A 15,034-nucleotide genomic window follows, 5' to 3' on the forward strand; every position below is an offset into this window, starting at 1 on the left:
GCGCCGTCACAGACCGTCCCAGTTCCGCTGACCGAGGGAGCCCACCCGTGACCGATCCCGCCGAACGGCGGTTGCTGACGCCGGAGGAGTACCGGCAGGCCCAGGACTCGCCGGAGTTCACCGAGCTGCGACGCCGCTTCCGGCGCTTCGCGTTCCCCATGACGGTGGCCTTCCTGGCCTGGTACCTGCTCTACGTCTTGCTGTCGACCTACGCGACGGACTTCATGTCCACCCGGGTGTTCGGCAACGTCAACCTCGGCATCCTGCTGGGGCTGGCCCAGTTCGTGTCGACGTTCGTGATCACCCACCTCTACGTCGCACACGCCAACCGGCGCACCGACCCGATCGCCGACGAGATGCGCGAGCGGCTCGAGAGCCACCAGTACGCCCGCGGCGCCGGCCAGAGCGGTCCCGACCTCGGCAAGAAGGGGGCCACGCGTGCCTGACACCCTGCTCGCCGCCGACGCCACGATCGGCAGCCCGGCCGTCAACATCAGCATCTTCGGCGTGTTCGTCCTGGTCACGCTGGTCATCACCTTCCGGGCCAGCCGGAACAACGCGAGCGCCGCCGACTACTACGCTGCGGGCCGCAACATCAGCGGCACGCAGAACGGCCTGGCCATCGCCGGGGACTACCTCTCGGCGGCGTCGTTCCTCGGCATCGCCGGCGCCATCGCCGTCTACGGCTACGACGGCTTCCTGTACTCGATCGGCTTCCTCGTCGCCTGGCTGGTGGCGCTGCTCCTGGTCGCCGAGCTGATGCGCAACACCGCGCGGTACACGATGGCCGACGTCCTGGCCTTCCGGATGCGGCAGGGGCCGGTGCGCACCGCCGCGGCCATCTCCACGCTGGCGGTGTCGCTGTTCTACCTGCTGGCCCAGATGGCCGGCGCCGGCGGCCTGGTCACCCTGCTGCTCGGGGTCACCGGTGAGGCCGCACAGGCGCTCGTCGTGGTCCTGGTCGGCGCGCTGATGATCATCTACGTGCTGGTCGGCGGCATGCGCGGCACCACGTACGTGCAGATCATCAAGGCCACGCTGCTCATCGCCGGCGCGCTGGTGATGACCCTGTGGGTGCTGACGAAGTTCGGCTTCAACCTGTCGGCGCTGCTCGGTGACGCGCAGGCGCTGGCGGTCGAGGGCCGCGACGTCACCGCGCCGGGTGCGCAGTACGGCGCCTCGAGCACCTCGAAGCTCGACTTCGTCTCGCTGGGTCTGGCGCTGGTGCTCGGCACGGCCGGCCTGCCGCACGTGCTCATGCGCTTCTACACGGTGCCGACGGCGAAGGACGCCCGTCGCTCGGTGGTCTGGGCGATCTGGCTGATCGGCGTCTTCTACCTGTTCAGCCTGGTGATCGGCTACGGCGCCGGCGCGCTCGTCGGCCCGGAGACGATCCTCGGGGCACCGGGCGCGGTGAACTCGGCCGCGCCGCTGCTCGCCTTCGAGCTGGGCGGCACGGTGCTGCTCGGGATCATCGCCGGTGTCGCGTTCGCGACGATCCTCGCCGTGGTCGCCGGCCTGACGATCACCGCGTCGGCCTCCTTCGCCCACGACGTCTACGCGTCGGTGATCAAGAAGGGGCAGGTGTCGCCGAACGGTGAGGTGCGGGTCGCCCGCATCACCGCCGTCGTCATCGGCGCCATCTCGATCGGCCTGGGCATCCTGGCGCTGCAGGCCGGGCTGAACATCGCCTTCCTCGTGGCGCTGGCGTTCGCGGTGGCCGCCTCGGCGAACCTGCCGACCATCCTCTACACGCTGTTCTGGAAGCGGTTCACCACCCAGGGCGCGCTGTGGTCGATGTACGGCGGGCTGATCACCTGCCTCGTGCTGATCATCTTCTCGCCGGTCGTGTCCGGTGCCCCGGTCAACCCGGCCACCGGGCTGTCCCCGTCGCTGTTCCAGGACGTGGACTTCTCCTGGTTCCCGCTCAACAACCCGGGCCTGGTGTCCATCCCGCTGTCGTTCTTCCTGGGGTGGCTCGGCACGGTGCTGTCGAAGGAGAAGCCCGACCTCGACAAGAACGCCGAGCTCGAGGTGCGCTCCCTCACCGGGATCGGGGCGGAGAAGGCCGTCCAGCACTGAGGGGCCCCGCTCCCTCCCGGAGCGGACCGGTCCGGCACGTCACCAGGCGCGCGTCCCCTGCCGGGGGCGCGCGCCTGGCGCTGTCAGGTAGCGGGAGACGACGGGGAGGGGGCGTCCTCCCGCACCGGACGGCGTCCTCCCGCACGTCCGGCGGTGGGGGAGGACGCCCGACGATCAGGTTCCCTGATCGTGGCCGGCGGGACCGGCGTCACGCGGCGCGCGGGGCGGCCTCGGGGAGGACGGCGTCGGGCAGGACGGCGTCGGACAGCGTGGCGTCGACGGCGGTGAGGGCGGCCGCGGTGGTCGGGACGGTCCGGCGCGAGCGGCGCACGGCCCAGCGGGCGACCAGGGCGGTGAGGACCACCAGGCCGGCCAGCGTCTGCGGGCCGGGAGCGGTGACGGTGGTGGCGACGGCGACGGCGAGTGCCGCGGCGTAGACCGCGGTGAGCAGGACGGCGGGGGCGGGCAGGTGCACGGGGGACCTCCGGGACTGCCGGATGTGCGGTGTGTGCGCCCGCCGGGCCGGCGGCCGGGCTGCGGACAGCCCGGCCACCGGCACGGCGACGGCGCGGTGATCGGGGGTCAGCGGCTCACTTGAGCAGGTCCTTGGCCTTCTGCAGCATCGTGTGGGCCTCGGTCTGCGGGGTGCTGTAGAGCCGCGGGTCGCCCGGGGGCAGGGTCGGGGCGTCGGCGGTCGCCTCGATCGCGGCCGCGCGGAACGTGCCCTTGCCGTCGATCGACGGGCCGGAGGCCCACCGGCCGTTGGCGGCCTCGGGGCCGTCGGAGGCCTGGATGAAGGTGTAGCCCAGGTCGCCGATCTCCTCGTCGAGCGGGAACGCCTCGGGCACCGGCAGGCCCTCGAGCCCGTCCTCCTTGAGCTGCTCGACGGCGGCCAGCCACTGCTGCTGGTGCATGTGGTCGCGGGTGATGAGGAACCGCAGCATGTCCTTGACGCCCGGGTCGTCGGTCATGTTGTAGATCCGGGCCACCTGCAGCCGGCCCTGCATCTCGGCGGTGGCGTTGTAGTAGAAGTCGGCCATCAGGTTGCCGCTGGCGGTCACGTAGGCGCCGGTCCAGGGGTTGCCCATGCTGTCCATGTAGGACGCGGCCTGCCCGTTGACGATGAGGTGCTGCGGGTTGTGCTGCCCGTACCCGGCGGCGGCCTCCTTGCTGCGGTCGGCGGCGTCGGGCTTGAGCGGCGCGTGGTCGAGCAGCCGGTCGATCATCGTGATGATCATCTCGACGTGGGCCAGCTCCTCGGTGCCGATCGAGAGGAGCATGTCCTTGTACTTGCCGGGCAGCCGGCAGTTCCAGCCCTGCAGCAGGTACTGGGTGGCGACGGTCATCTCGCCCCACTGACCGCCGAGGATCTCCTGCATCTTGCGGGCGAAGTCCGGGTCGGGGCCGTCGGGCTTGGCCTCGTACTGCAGGGCATGGGTGTGCGTGAACACGGGTGCTCCCTCACTGCGTCGTCGCGACCACCGCTGCTGCGGTGACACAGGGGATCTGCCCGCGCCCGGTGGCCCACCGGTGCCGTCCACTGGCCCGGTGGTGCCAACCTCCTCAGCGGTCGGGGAGCTCCGTGCACAGCGTCAGGCCCGCGTCGGTGACCGCCCAGGTGACCCGGCCGCCCAGGTCGTGGGCGTGCCGCTGCACCGACCACAGGCCCAGGCCCGTGAGGTCGACCGGCGGGGCGTCCCGGCGCAGGTACTGCACGACGCGCTCCGGGTGCAGGACGTCCTGGGTGAGCGCCAGCCGCACCCACCCGCGGCGGCAGACCACGGTGAGCAGCACCGTCGCGCCGTCGCCGTGCCGGTGGGCGTTCTCCAGCAGGTTCGTCAGGATCCGCTGCACCCGGGCGTCACCGACCCGCACGTCGACGGCGCAGTCCTGCACGGCGAGGCAGAGCTGCCGGGCCGGCAGACCCGAGGCGGCCATCGACGCGCGGACGACGTCGCCGAGCAGCCGGCCGCTGGGAGTCCGCCGCGTCGCCCCGCCACTGGCGTCGGCCGTGCGCAGCATCGAGGACAGGTGCGCGGTCTGGGCACGGGCCAGCTGGAGGACCTCCGACGGCGCGGCGGGCGTGTGGTCCAGCGCGTCGAGCAGCGCCTCCAGCGAGGCGAGGGGGCTGCGCATGTCGTGGCACATGGCGCGCAGCAGCGCGCTATCGGCCGAGGGGGGCGCCTCCTCGGCCGGGCCACGGGTGGCACGGACCACGTGGTCGCGGACCACCCGCGCCAGGTCGGTGAGCAGGCGTCCGGAACCGGACCGGGCGGTACGGGGCGTGTCGGGAGCGAGGGTCACGGGCACCTCCGGAGTGCTCGCGGCCGGTGAGGTGGGCCGCGGCGGGACGGACGGGAGGGTCGTGGGGTCGACCGACGCCGGGTCTGAGCGTCAGAGCCACGTGGACGTGGTGGTCGTCGACGACCACCCGTTGTTCAGCCGGGGGCTGTCGCTGCTGCTGCCCGGCGTGAGCGAGGGGCGGGTGCGCGTCGTGGCCACCACCGACGACGCGTCCGCGGCCGCGGCGATGGTGCGCCGGCACCACGCCGACGTCGCCGTCGTCGACCTGCACATGCCGCCGCCCGGCGGTGTGCGGGCGATCGCGGCGATCCGCCGCGCCGACCCGATGGTGCGGGTGGTGGCCCTGTCCGGGCTGGCGGAGGCCGACGCCGCCCTGGAGGCGCTGCGGGCGGGCGCGGCCGGGTTCCTGCCCAAGAGTGCCGACCCCGAGCACCTGGTCCGGCCGCTGCTGGCGGTGCTCGACGGCTGGTCGGTCGTCCCCGAGGCACTGCTGCGCCAGCTGCTCGACGACGCCGCCCCCTCCGGTGAGCAGACCGTCGCCGACCGGCTGACCAGCGACGAGCGCCGGCTGTGGCGGCTGGTCGCCGACGGCACCAGCACCGTCGACATCGCCACCACGCTGCACGTGTCCGAGCGGACCGCGAAACGGCTGGTCGCCAGCCTGCTGCGCAGCCTCGGCGTGGCCACCCGTGTCGAGGCGGCGGCGCTCGCCGGCCGCGTCGGTCTCGGCAGGGGGACCGGCGGGCTCGGCTGAGCGGCGGGCTGAGCGGCGGACGCGCCGCGGAGCGGTCGTCATCACGCGCGGGCTACCCGGGGCCGTGATCGACACGCGCCCGTCTCGGTGAACTGGCCCCGACGGGCCAGCGACCGCGAGAGGTCAGCCCGCGGGGCGGGAGCCGGGAGCGGTGGCCCAGGGCCCGGAGGCGGCGGCGGTGAAGGCGGCGACGTCGTCGGCGGCCATGTCCACCGCCGCGTAGCCGCCGGTGCCCGCGCCCACGCAGGCGACGACCGTGGCCAGGCCCGCGCGGCGCTGGAAGAACGTCTGGCTCACCTGCCAGCCGACGACGGCCCGCCGCTGCAGCACCGCCTGCTCGCGCACCAGCAGGCCGCTGCGGACGCTGAACGAGCGCGGCCCCGCGGTGTGGCCCAGCGCGGCGTAGCGGCCCAGCCCCAACGGCACGCCGAGCACGGTGAGGACCACCCCGGCGGCCAGCAGCGCCCAGGAGCCGGTGCCCGCTGCCAGCCACGCCCCCGCCGCGGCGACCAGCAGGCCGGAGACGACGGCGCGCACGACCGCCCGCCGCCGCGCGGCCGGCGGGTGGGGCCGCAGCGGGCCCGGGTCGTCGACGAGCACGCCGAGCAGCCGCACGGCCTCCGCCCGCGGCCCCAGCGGGAACAGCTGCCCGCGCCGGCTCGCCGCGCCGAGGCCGGTGACCAGGGCGTTCACCCGGGCGGCGCGGGCCAGCCGCATGCCCAGTCCCTCGGCGAGGGTGCCGCCGCGGACCCGGTCGACCTCCAGCTCGGTGTGCCGGCGGGTCAGCAGCCCGCGGACGGCCACCAGCGACCCGCCCCGGCGCACCAGCCGGAACCCCCAGTTGACCACCGCCGCCCCGAGCACCGAGCCGACGACGAGCAGCAGCAGCCCGGCGACGGCGGTGAGGACCAGGACGCGGACGTCGGTGAGGTCGGGGCCGTCGAAGTCCGGCCGCAGGTCGCGGGGGAGCTCCTGCAGCAGCCGCGACAGCGCGCCGACCGCGGCCAGCGGCACCGCGAGGTAGCCCGCGACCAGCGGCGCGTAGAGCAGCCAGCGCGGGTCGAAGCGGGCCAGCTCCCGCTCCGGCGGCTCCTCCGGCAGCGCCGACGGGTCGCCGCCGGCCGCCACCGGCCGGGCGGTCCGGCGGTGGGTCAGCACGGAGACGCGCAGCCGGTCGCCCTCGGACCGCGGGACGCCGTCGACGACGACCTCCTCGTCGCCGCCGGTCACCGTCCCCGCCGCGGCGTCGATGCGCACCCGGACCAGCCCGAAGAGCCGGTGCAGCGCCGGCGCCTCGACCTCCACGCCGCGGATGCGGTCGTTGGGCACGGTGCGCACCGACCGCGCGAGCAGCCCGCGGGTGACCACCACCGCCGACGGGGTGTCGGCGTAGGTGGTCCGCCACCACGTCAGCCCGGCGAACAGCAGCGACAGCGCCGTCACCGCCAGCACCATGGCCACGATGACGCCGGGCCCGTCGATCCCGATCGCGGCGACGACGGGGATCGCCGCCGGCACCACCTGCCGGGCCTGCTTGAACGTGACCGTGTGCACCAGCACCACGAGCGGGGAGGTGCGGCGGGCCCCGGCCGGCGCGCTGTCCGGGGGCGGCGGGCCCGGGACGAGCTGCTGCGGGACGGGCGGCGGGGGCGCCGGGTGCGGCTCGCTCACGTGGCCTCGTCCCGGACCTGCTCGGCCCGTCGGGCGAGGTCCTCGGCGACCCGTTCGGCGACGGCGAGCTCCAGGTGCGGCACGCGGACGGTCCCCTGCGACGACGCGGTGAGCACCGCGACGCTGGCCAGCCCGTACAGCTGCTGCAGCACGCCGCGGGTGACGTCGACGGTCTGGATCCGGGCGACCGGCACCAGGGTCCAGGTGCGGGTCAGCCAGCCGGTGAGGGTGTGCACCGTCTCGGCGGTGACCTCCCAGCGGTGCACGCGGTACCGGACCCACGGGCGGATGCCGATCGCCACGACGGCGTAGACGCCCACCAGCACCGGCAGCAGCCAGCGCAGCACCGGCACCGGCCCGCCCGCCGACGCCGGCACCAGGAGCACCCCGACGCCCACGACGACCCCGTACACGAGGACGCCGATCACGCCCTCGGTCACCCACAGCCAGATCGCCGAGCGCGACAGCTGCCAGGCCGGCTCGTGGACCGGGGGCGCGGGGGGAGCGGACATCGCCGCCCATCCTCCCAGGCCGGGCGCGGGACGGCCCGTGCCCCGGCCTGGGAGGATGGGGTGCGTGATGCCGCAGCAGATCCCGACCGTCCCCGCCGCCGAGGTCCCCGAGGACGCCGTCCTCCTCGACGTCCGCGAGGACGGCGAGTGGGTGGCCGGCCACGCCGAGGGCGCCACGCACATCCCGATGGGCGACGTGCCCGCCCGCCTCGACGAGGTCCCCGAGGCCGACCCGCTCTACGTCGTCTGCCGCAGCGGTGGCCGCTCGGCACGGGTGGCCGCCTGGCTCAACCTCAACGGCTACGACGCGGTGAACGTCGGCGACGGGATGGGCGGCTGGGAGGCGGCCGGGCGGCCGCTGGTGAGCGAGACCGGGCAGCAGCCGTTCGTGCGCTGACCCGTCAGGCGCCGTCCACCAGCCCGACGGCGTAGGAGTCCCAGAAGGTGCCGGCCGGCGGGCCGCCGTTGCACGTGCCGTCGGACTCACCGACCCGCTTGACCCACAGGTAGGCGTCGACCCCGGCGTGACCGGTCTGCGTGGTCGGCAGCTCGCCGACCTCGCGGCCCGCGGGGTTGCACCAGTCGCTGCCGGGCCCGTTGCCGTTGCGGCTGGTGTCGACGACGAAGTGCGCGCCGTCCAGCAGCACCGACAGTCGCTGCCCGTAGGTCACGTTGTCCGCGGTGGTCTCGAAGTTGGAGACGTTGAGGGCGAACCCGTCGGCCGCGGTGACGCCGGCGGCGCGCAGCCGCTCCGCCATCGTCGCGGCGTCGATCCAGGTGGGGTTGCCGGCGTCGAGGTAGGTGACGGTGCCGGGGTTGGCCTCGAGCAGCCCGACGGCCGACCGCAGCAGCGCCGTCCGCTCCGCCGGGTCGCCGCACAGCTGCGCCAGCGCGTCGGGCTCGACGACCACGACCGCCTGCGCCGTCCCGATGCCGGCCGCGACCGCCCGCACCCACTCCAGGTAGGCGGCGGGGGAGTCCACCCCGCCGGCGGAGTACCCGCCGCAGTCGCGGCCCGGGACGTCGTAGGTGACGAGGACGGGGACGGCGCCGGCGGTCCGGGCGGCGGCGACCTCACGCCGCACCACGGCCGTGACGTCGCCGCTCCACGCGCCGAGCCAGGTCGCCGTCGGCACGCGCGCCAGCGCGGCGAGGGCCGCGGTCGCGGCCGGGGTCCGGCCGGGCTGGGCCGCCGCCCGGGCGGCGCCGGTGTTCGGGCCGTGGAACGTCATCCCGGCCAGCGGGTTGTCCGACGAGCCAGCGGCCGACGGGGCAACGGCCGGGGAGGTGACCGCCGGGGGAGTCGGGGCCGGTGCCGGGACGGGCGCCGGTGTGGCGGCGGCCGGCGCCCGGCGGGTGTCCTCGGCCTCCTCGGCGGGCCCCTGGGCAACCTGCTCGGCGGCCGGGCCGGCGGCGGGCTGGGCGGCCGAGGACGTGCCGGCGGGGGTCAGCCAGGGCGCGACGAGGCCGGCGGTGATCGTCGCGGCGGCGAGTCCCCCGGTCCACAGCCGGCGGCGGCGCCGGCCCGCCCGGTGCCCGCGCGGGGTCCCGGCGGGGTCGGGCAGGGACGTGTCCATGCGCGCACCGTAGGCGACCGGCTCCCCGGCGTGAGGGAGCGCGAGTCACAGGTGCAGCAGGGGACCCGGGCGTGCGCCCCGGCCCCGCCCGCGGTGCGCGGACGGGGCCGGGGCCGGGGCCGGGGCCGGGGCCGGGGCGCCGTCGGTCAGCTCTTGGCCTGGTACTCCGCGAAGCGGCTGCGCAGGTCCTTCTTGGAGAACTTGCCGACGCTGGTCTTGGGCACCTCGTCGATGAACTCGACGGCGTCGGGCATCCACCACTTGGCCACCAGCGGCTGCAGGTGGTCGAGGATCTCCTGCTCGGTCGCCGTCTGGCCCTCCTTGAGGACGACGCACGCCAGCGGCCGCTCGTCCCACTTCGGGTGCGGGATGCCGACGACGGCCGCCTCCTTGACCGCCGGGTGGCTCATGATCGCGTTCTCGAGGTCGACCGAGCTGATCCACTCGCCGCCGGACTTGATGAGGTCCTTGGTGCGGTCGGCGATGCGGATCGAGCCGAAGGAGTCCATGGCCGCGACGTCGCCGGTGCGCATCCAGCCGTCCTCGGTGGTCAGCTCGACGCCGGCGTCGGGGTTGTAGTAGTCCTGCGCGCACCACGGGCCGCGGACCTGCAGCTCACCGGTGGCCTTGTCGTCCCACGCCTGCGGCTCGAGGGTCTCGGCGTCGACGATCCGCGCCTCGACGCCGAGGAACGGGATGCCGGCACGGGCGCGCTGGGCGGCCTTGGCCTCGTCGTCGAGGTCGTCGAAGCGGGGCGGCAGGATGCCCGACGAGGCGACCGGGTGGGTCTCGGTCATGCCCCAGGCCTGCAGGATCGGCAGGCCGACCTGCTCGCGGTAGGCCTCCGACAGCGCCCTGGGCACCGCCGACCCGCCGCAGCCGATGTCGCGCAGCTTGTGCGGCTTGCCGGCCAGGTGGGGGAGGACGCCCTGCCAGATGGTCGGGACGCCGGCGGTGAACGTGACGCCCTCGTCGACGATGAGCTTGGCCAGCGCCTCGGGCTGCATCATCGGGCCGGGCATGACCAGGGAGGCGCCGGCGGCCGGGGCGGCCTGCGCGATGCCCCAGGCGTTGGCGTGGAACATCGGCACGACCGGCATGGCGACGTCGCGGATGCCCAGGCCGAAGGCGTTGGGCATGAGCACGCCCATGGTGTGCAGGAACGTCGAGCGGTGCGAGTAGACGACGCCCTTGGGGTTGCCGGTGGTGCCGGACGTGTAGCACATCGAGGCGGCGGAGTCCTCGTCCTCGACGTGGAACTCGACCGGGGAGGCCTCGGCCAGCAGCGCCTCGTAGTCCGCCACCCGCGGGTCGTCGGGGATCTCGTTGTCCCCGCCGTCGTCCATGACGACGACGTGCCGGACGGTCTTCATCGTGTCGACGAGCGGCCAGAACAGCGGCAGCACCGAGCGGTCGACGAAGACGACCTCGTCCTCGGCGTGGTTGGCGATGTAGGTCAGCTGCTCGGGGAAGAGCCGGACGTTGAGGGTGTGCAGGACGCGGCCGGTGGACGGCGCGGCGAAGTACAGCTCGAGGTGCCGCTGGCTGTTCCAGCCGAAGGTGCCCACCCGGCCGTCGGCGCTGATCCCCAGCGTGTCGAGGACCCCGCCCAGGCGGCGGGTGCGATCGGCCCACTCCGCGTAGGTCACCTTCGTGACCCCGGTGGGGCTGTTGGTCGCGATCGTCCCGTCGCCGTAGTGCTGCTCGACGTGCCGGAAGATCGCGTCGACCGTGAGGGGGAAGTGCTGCATGAGCCCGCGCATGGCCGCATCGTGCCAGTGACGGGGCTCACCTTCCAGCGGCGGGGAGTCCGGTCAGCGGTAGAACGGCCGCACGGCCTCGACGAGCACCGCCAGCACCTCGGCCGTCGAGCGCTCCGCTCCCCACTGCACCGTCGCCGACAGCACCCAGGAACCCGCTCCCCGTGCGTCGGGGACGGCCAGCACCAGCGGCGCCTCGTAGCCGCCCGTCGGACCCGTGCAGCTGATGAGCGCCCCGCCGCCGGGGACGTCGGCCGCGGGGCAGGGGACCGGGCCGCGGCCGGCACCGGGCAGCAGGACGGTCCGCAGCTCCTCGACGGCGGTCCCGTCGCCGGCGACGAAGCCGACGCTCACCACCTGCGCGTAGTCGTAGGGCCCACCCTGCGACAGCGGCACAGGTCCCGGCACCCAGGTGCAGCCGACCGGGCCGCGGGGGAGGGCGCCGGTCCAGTAGCCCATCGGGATCCCGAGGTCGGCGCTGAGCCGCTCCGCCAGCGGCGGGCAGGTGTACTCGTCCTCCTGCCCGGTGTCGCCCTGGGCCGGCCTGCCCTCGGGCAGCCACTGGTCCCACTCGGCCGGGGAGGTCAGGACGAGCGGCTCGCCCAGTCCGGCGACGGCGGCCTGCAGCCGGGGGAGGGCGGCCTGCCGGGCCTCCTCCGCCTCGGCCGCCGAGAGGGTCGGGACAGCCGTCTCGTCGGCCGGCTCCTCGACCGCCCGCTCGGCCGGTGGCGGGCCCAGCCATGCGGAGGCGGCCGGGACCCCTGCCGCGAGGACCCCGGCGAGCGCGACCGCCGCGACGGCGAGCCCTCCCCGGGTGCGCCGCTGCCGGCGGCGCCGGTCGGCCACCGCCTCGGGCGGCACCGTGGGGTCGGGCCAGGTCAGCTCGTCGGCGAGGACGGCCAGCTGCTCCCCGACGTCGTCCTCGCCGGGCGGCAGGACGGCCCGGGCCCCGGCGAGGTCGTCGCGGACCGCGGCGACGGAGCGGTCCAGGAGCCGCGCGACCTCCTGCTCGTCCAGCCCGTCGAGGTGGCGCAGGACGAGGGCGGTGCGCGGCACCGGGTCCAGGCGCTGCAGTGCCTCCCGCAGGGCGGCGGTCGGCGCGTCGGGGTCCGGGAGGCTCTCGAGGACCTGCTCGCCACCGAGGAACGGCCGTCGCAGGTGGCGCTCGACAAGCACCCCGCGCACGAGCGCCACCGGGTCGTCGGACGTCCGCACCGCGCGCCACCGGCCGCGGGCGCGGACCAGGGCCGCCACCAGCAGGTCCTCGCCGGTCCGCCGGTCCCCGGTGAGCAGGACGGCGGTGCGCAGCAACCGGGGCGCGACCGCGCGGACCAGGTCGCCGGAGCCGTCGTCGCGGTCGGTGCCCATCCGCCCTCCGTCACCGGACCCTCCCGCGGGGCCGCCCGGTCCCAGTGTGCGACCGCGTCAGCGGGGAGCGCGCCGCTGCAGCTCCCGGAGGACGTCGGTGGCCACCCAGCGCGCGCCGCGCCCGCCCGACCGCAGCTCCTGCGCCACCCCGACCGCGCGCTCCCGCAGGCCGGGGCTGCGCTTGCCGATCTGCCGCAGCGCCCAGCTCGCGCCCTTGCGCACGACCGGCCGGTCGTCGTCGGCGTGCTCCGCGACGGCGCGCAGGAACGGCTCGAACCGCTCGTCGCCGGACCGCCCGTCCGCCACGGCGAGCCCCGCCATGACGGCGAACCCGGCCCGCTTGACGAACGGCTCCGGCCGCGCGCTCCACGCCGGCGCCCGCGACCAGGCGTGGGGGGTGTGCCGGACCAGGTTCTGGCAGACCTGGTCGCAGACGTCCCACGAGTCGAGCCCGGCGGCCCACGCGTCGAGCTGCTCCTCGTCCACCGCGGCCGGGTCCTCGACCATGCTGGCCAGGATGCGGGCCTCGTGGACGCCGGAGGCCCACAGCCCCGCGGCCAGCTCGTGGTCGCGGCCCAGCTCGCGGGCCAGCGTGCGCAGCTCGGCGACCGTGACGCCCAGGGTGTCCGCGCCGCCGGCGCCGACGCGCGCCATCCCGGCCAGCCGCGCCGGGTCGGCCAGCCCGCGCAGCCGGCCGAGGACGTCGGCGGCGGCGGTCACCGCGCGGTCAGGACGACGGGCAGCTCGGCCAGACCCCGGATGACGAACTCCGGCCGCCGCCGCGCCGGGCGGGCCAGCTGCAGGTCGGCCGTGCGGCCGAGCAGCGCGCCGAAGGAGGCCTGCAGCTCCACGCGGGCCAGCGGTGCCCCGATGCAGAAGTGCACCCCGGCGCCGAAGGAGACGTGCGGGTTGTCGGTGCGGCCGACGTCGAGGGTGTCGGGGTCGGCGAAGACGGCGGGGTCGCGGTTGGCCGCGCCGAGCAGTGCGGCGACCTTCTGCCCCTCGCGGACCGTCACGCCGCCGACCTCGACGTCCTCGGTGGCGGTGCGCTCGAACAGCTGCAGCGGCGAGTCGAAGCGCATGAGCTCCTCGATCGCCGTCGGCAGGAGCGCGGGGTCGGCGCGCAGCCGCACCAGCTGGTCGCGGTGCTCGAGCAGCGCCAGCAGGCCGTTGCCGCTCACGTTGACCGTCGCCTCGTGGCCGGCGTTGAGCAGCAGGACGCAGGTGGTGACCAGCTCGTCCTCGGTCAGCCGGTCGCCGTCGGAGTCGCGCACCGTGACCAGGTGGGTGAGCAGGTCCTCGCCGGGGCTGCGGCGCCGCTCGGCGGCCAGCTCGCGCAGGTAGGCGACGAACTCCGCGGCGGCGCGCTCGGCGGCGTCCTCGACGGCCTCGGTGCGGCCGTACTCGTACATCTTCACAATCGCGTTGGACCACGGCCGCAGCAGCGGCCGGTCGGCCGCCGGGACGCCGAGCAGCTCGGCGATGACGGCGACCGGCAGTTCCTCGGCCATGCCGGACAGGACGTCGACCTCGGCCGTGCCGCCGGAGCGCTCGACCAGCCCGTCGACCATCGAGTCGGCCAGCTGCTGCACCCACGGCCGCAGCCGCTCGACGTGGCCGCGGGCGAAGGCGGCGCTGACCAGCCGGCGCAGCCGGGTGTGCTCGGGCGGCTCCATCTCCAGGATCGCGTTGCGGTGGACCAGGTTGAAGGACGGGAAGCGCTCCTCGGGCGTGCGGTCGCGCCAGATGCGGCCCAGCCGCCGGTCGCGCAGGACGGCGTTGCTCTCCGCGTGGGTGAACGCCAACCACAGCTGCAGCCCCTCGTGCCACAGCACCGGGGCGACGGCGCGGGCGGCGGCGAAGGCCGGGTAGGGATCGGCGACGACGGCGGGGTCGGTGAGGTCGATCGGCGGCGCCGCGGTGGTCACGGCCGGGGAGCCTATGCCGCGCGGGACCCCGTCCCGGCCCACATACGCTGGGCGCCATGGCCCGTTCCGCGACCCGCCGCCGTCCCGCGTCCGCACCCGCGTCCGCCGAGGGCGGGACCAACCCCAAGGCCCCCTGCCCGTGCGGGTCCGGCCGCCGGTACAAGCACTGCCACGGCTCGGGCTACGCGCCGCCGGTGACCCGCCCCTTCGAGGGCCTGCCCGGTGAGCCGGACTGGGTGGCGCTGCGCGAGCTGGTGCCCGCCGCCACCGCGCCGCTGAGGACCACCGACGGCCGCGACGTCACCCTGGCCAGCGTGCTGCCCGGCGGGGCGCCGGCGCTGGTGCGCACCAGCGGCGAGATCCTGCTGGGCGTCCAGCTCCCGGCCTCCTCCGACGACGTCAGCCGCGACATCGGCACCGCGCTGGCCGCCGCCCTGGAGGCCCCGAAGGGTGCGCCGGTCGACCCGGGTCCCATCGGCGCCGCCGGTTCGGCCGGCCCCCGCCTGCAGGAGCTGCTCGACCTCGACGCGCCGCTCGAGGTGACCGTGCACGAGGACTTCGGCTTCTGGCTGGAGGGCACCGACGCCGGCGCCGCCGCCCGCGCCGGCCTGGAGCGGGCCAACGAGGCGGTGCTGCCCACCGAGCGGCTCGAGGGCCTGGGCGCGGCCTACTGGGTGCGGCCCGGCCACGAGCGCGCCCACCTGCGCTGGGTGCGGCCCGAGGCGGAGGAGCCGCTGCTCGACGCGCTGGCCCGGCTCTCGGCCGCAGAGCAGCTGCTGCTGGGCGAGGGCACCCGGTACGCGGGCGCCTTCCGGGCGCACGGGCTGGTCGTGCCGGTGTGGGACCTGCCCGCCGACACCCCGGCACAGGAGTGGAGCGGCCCGGCGGCGGAGTTCGGCACCCGGCTGGAGGAGGCGCTGGCCTCGACCGGCCCGCTGACCGCCGACGAGCGCCGCGCCCGCGCCGGCCTGCTCTCCCGGCAGGTCACGCTGCGCTGACCCGCCGAGCCGGTCCCGGAGCACCTCTCCCGCCGGCAGTCGTGCTCTGCACGCAGGTGTGTGCAGAGCACGACCGAGCC

The 15,034-nt window shown here is 75.7% G+C and carries 15 protein-coding genes; 5 read left to right on the plus strand and 10 right to left on the minus strand.

Features of this window, described 5'->3' with window-relative positions; all coding sequences use genetic code 11:
* Positions 1-47: 47 nt before the first annotated feature.
* Both BM165_RS06270 and BM165_RS06275 read left to right on the plus strand, forming a co-directional pair.
* Complete coding sequence (locus BM165_RS06270; protein ID WP_075012710.1) at positions 48-446, plus strand: DUF485 domain-containing protein; 399 nt, start codon at positions 48-50, stop codon at positions 444-446.
* Complete coding sequence (locus tag BM165_RS06275) at positions 439-2,082, plus strand: solute symporter family protein (protein ID WP_083427119.1); 1,644 nt, start codon at positions 439-441, stop codon at positions 2,080-2,082. The genes BM165_RS06270 and BM165_RS06275 overlap by 8 nt, the downstream gene beginning before the upstream one ends.
* Positions 2,083-2,290: 208 nt before the next feature.
* Here the strand turns inward: BM165_RS06275 and BM165_RS06280 are convergent, their stop codons facing one another.
* The 3 genes from BM165_RS06280 to BM165_RS06290 form a co-directional block, all read right to left on the minus strand.
* Positions 2,291-2,557 (minus strand): hypothetical protein, encoded by a 267-nt coding sequence (locus tag BM165_RS06280; protein WP_075012711.1) that lies wholly within the window; start codon positions 2,555-2,557, stop codon positions 2,291-2,293.
* A gap of 115 nt (positions 2,558-2,672) precedes the next feature.
* Entirely contained in the window at positions 2,673-3,533 is an 861-nt protein-coding gene (locus tag BM165_RS06285; RefSeq protein ID WP_075012712.1) for a manganese catalase, read from the minus strand.
* Positions 3,534-3,645: 112 nt separating this feature from the next.
* Positions 3,646-4,386: a sensor histidine kinase gene (locus tag BM165_RS06290; protein ID WP_075012713.1), complete on the minus strand. Its 741-nt coding sequence runs from the start codon at positions 4,384-4,386 to the stop codon at positions 3,646-3,648.
* Between the two features lie 100 nt (positions 4,387-4,486).
* Here BM165_RS06290 and BM165_RS06295 point away from each other — a divergent pair, with 100 nt between their 5' ends.
* A complete protein-coding gene (locus BM165_RS06295) occupies positions 4,487-5,140 on the plus strand; it encodes a response regulator (protein ID WP_083427165.1) in 654 nt (217 codons plus the stop codon).
* 123 nt (positions 5,141-5,263) lie between these two features.
* Here the strand turns inward: BM165_RS06295 and BM165_RS06300 are convergent, their stop codons facing one another.
* Positions 5,264-6,811: a PH domain-containing protein gene (locus BM165_RS06300; RefSeq protein ID WP_083427120.1), complete on the minus strand. Its 1,548-nt coding sequence runs from the start codon at positions 6,809-6,811 to the stop codon at positions 5,264-5,266.
* Complete coding sequence (locus BM165_RS06305) at positions 6,808-7,323, minus strand: PH domain-containing protein (protein ID WP_075012714.1); 516 nt, start codon at positions 7,321-7,323, stop codon at positions 6,808-6,810. Before BM165_RS06305 ends, BM165_RS06300 begins: the two co-directional genes overlap by 4 nt.
* A gap of 67 nt (positions 7,324-7,390) precedes the next feature.
* Here BM165_RS06305 and BM165_RS06310 point away from each other — a divergent pair, with 67 nt between their 5' ends.
* On the plus strand, positions 7,391-7,720 hold the full coding sequence (locus BM165_RS06310) for a rhodanese-like domain-containing protein (RefSeq protein WP_244274129.1): 330 nt from the start codon (positions 7,391-7,393) through the stop codon (positions 7,718-7,720).
* A 4-nt stretch (positions 7,721-7,724) separates the two neighbouring features.
* Here the strand turns inward: BM165_RS06310 and BM165_RS06315 are convergent, their stop codons facing one another.
* The 5 genes from BM165_RS06315 to BM165_RS06335 form a co-directional block, all read right to left on the minus strand.
* Positions 7,725-8,900: a glycoside hydrolase family 6 protein gene (locus tag BM165_RS06315; RefSeq protein ID WP_208976669.1), complete on the minus strand. Its 1,176-nt coding sequence runs from the start codon at positions 8,898-8,900 to the stop codon at positions 7,725-7,727.
* A 146-nt stretch (positions 8,901-9,046) separates the two neighbouring features.
* Positions 9,047-10,663, minus strand: a complete 1,617-nt coding sequence (locus BM165_RS06320) for a long-chain fatty acid--CoA ligase (protein WP_075012716.1) — start codon at positions 10,661-10,663, stop codon at positions 9,047-9,049.
* Between the two features lie 51 nt (positions 10,664-10,714).
* Positions 10,715-12,028, minus strand: coding sequence for a sigma factor-like helix-turn-helix DNA-binding protein (locus BM165_RS06325; protein WP_075012717.1), 1,314 nt, complete (start codon positions 12,026-12,028; stop codon positions 10,715-10,717).
* A 57-nt stretch (positions 12,029-12,085) separates the two neighbouring features.
* Entirely contained in the window at positions 12,086-12,748 is a 663-nt protein-coding gene (locus BM165_RS06330) for a DNA alkylation repair protein (RefSeq protein WP_075012718.1), read from the minus strand.
* Complete coding sequence (locus tag BM165_RS06335; protein WP_075012719.1) at positions 12,745-13,956, minus strand: cytochrome P450; 1,212 nt, start codon at positions 13,954-13,956, stop codon at positions 12,745-12,747. Before BM165_RS06335 ends, BM165_RS06330 begins: the two co-directional genes overlap by 4 nt.
* Before the next feature lie 56 nt (positions 13,957-14,012).
* On the opposite strand from BM165_RS06335, the gene BM165_RS06340 reads away from it, so the two are divergent.
* On the plus strand, positions 14,013-14,954 hold the full coding sequence (locus BM165_RS06340) for a DUF5926 family protein (protein ID WP_075012720.1): 942 nt from the start codon (positions 14,013-14,015) through the stop codon (positions 14,952-14,954).
* The last annotated feature ends 80 nt before the right edge of the window (positions 14,955-15,034 follow it).

The sequence above is a fragment of the Geodermatophilus obscurus genome (genome assembly GCF_900115395.1).
GTDB lineage: Bacteria > Actinomycetota > Actinomycetes > Mycobacteriales > Geodermatophilaceae > Geodermatophilus > Geodermatophilus obscurus_B.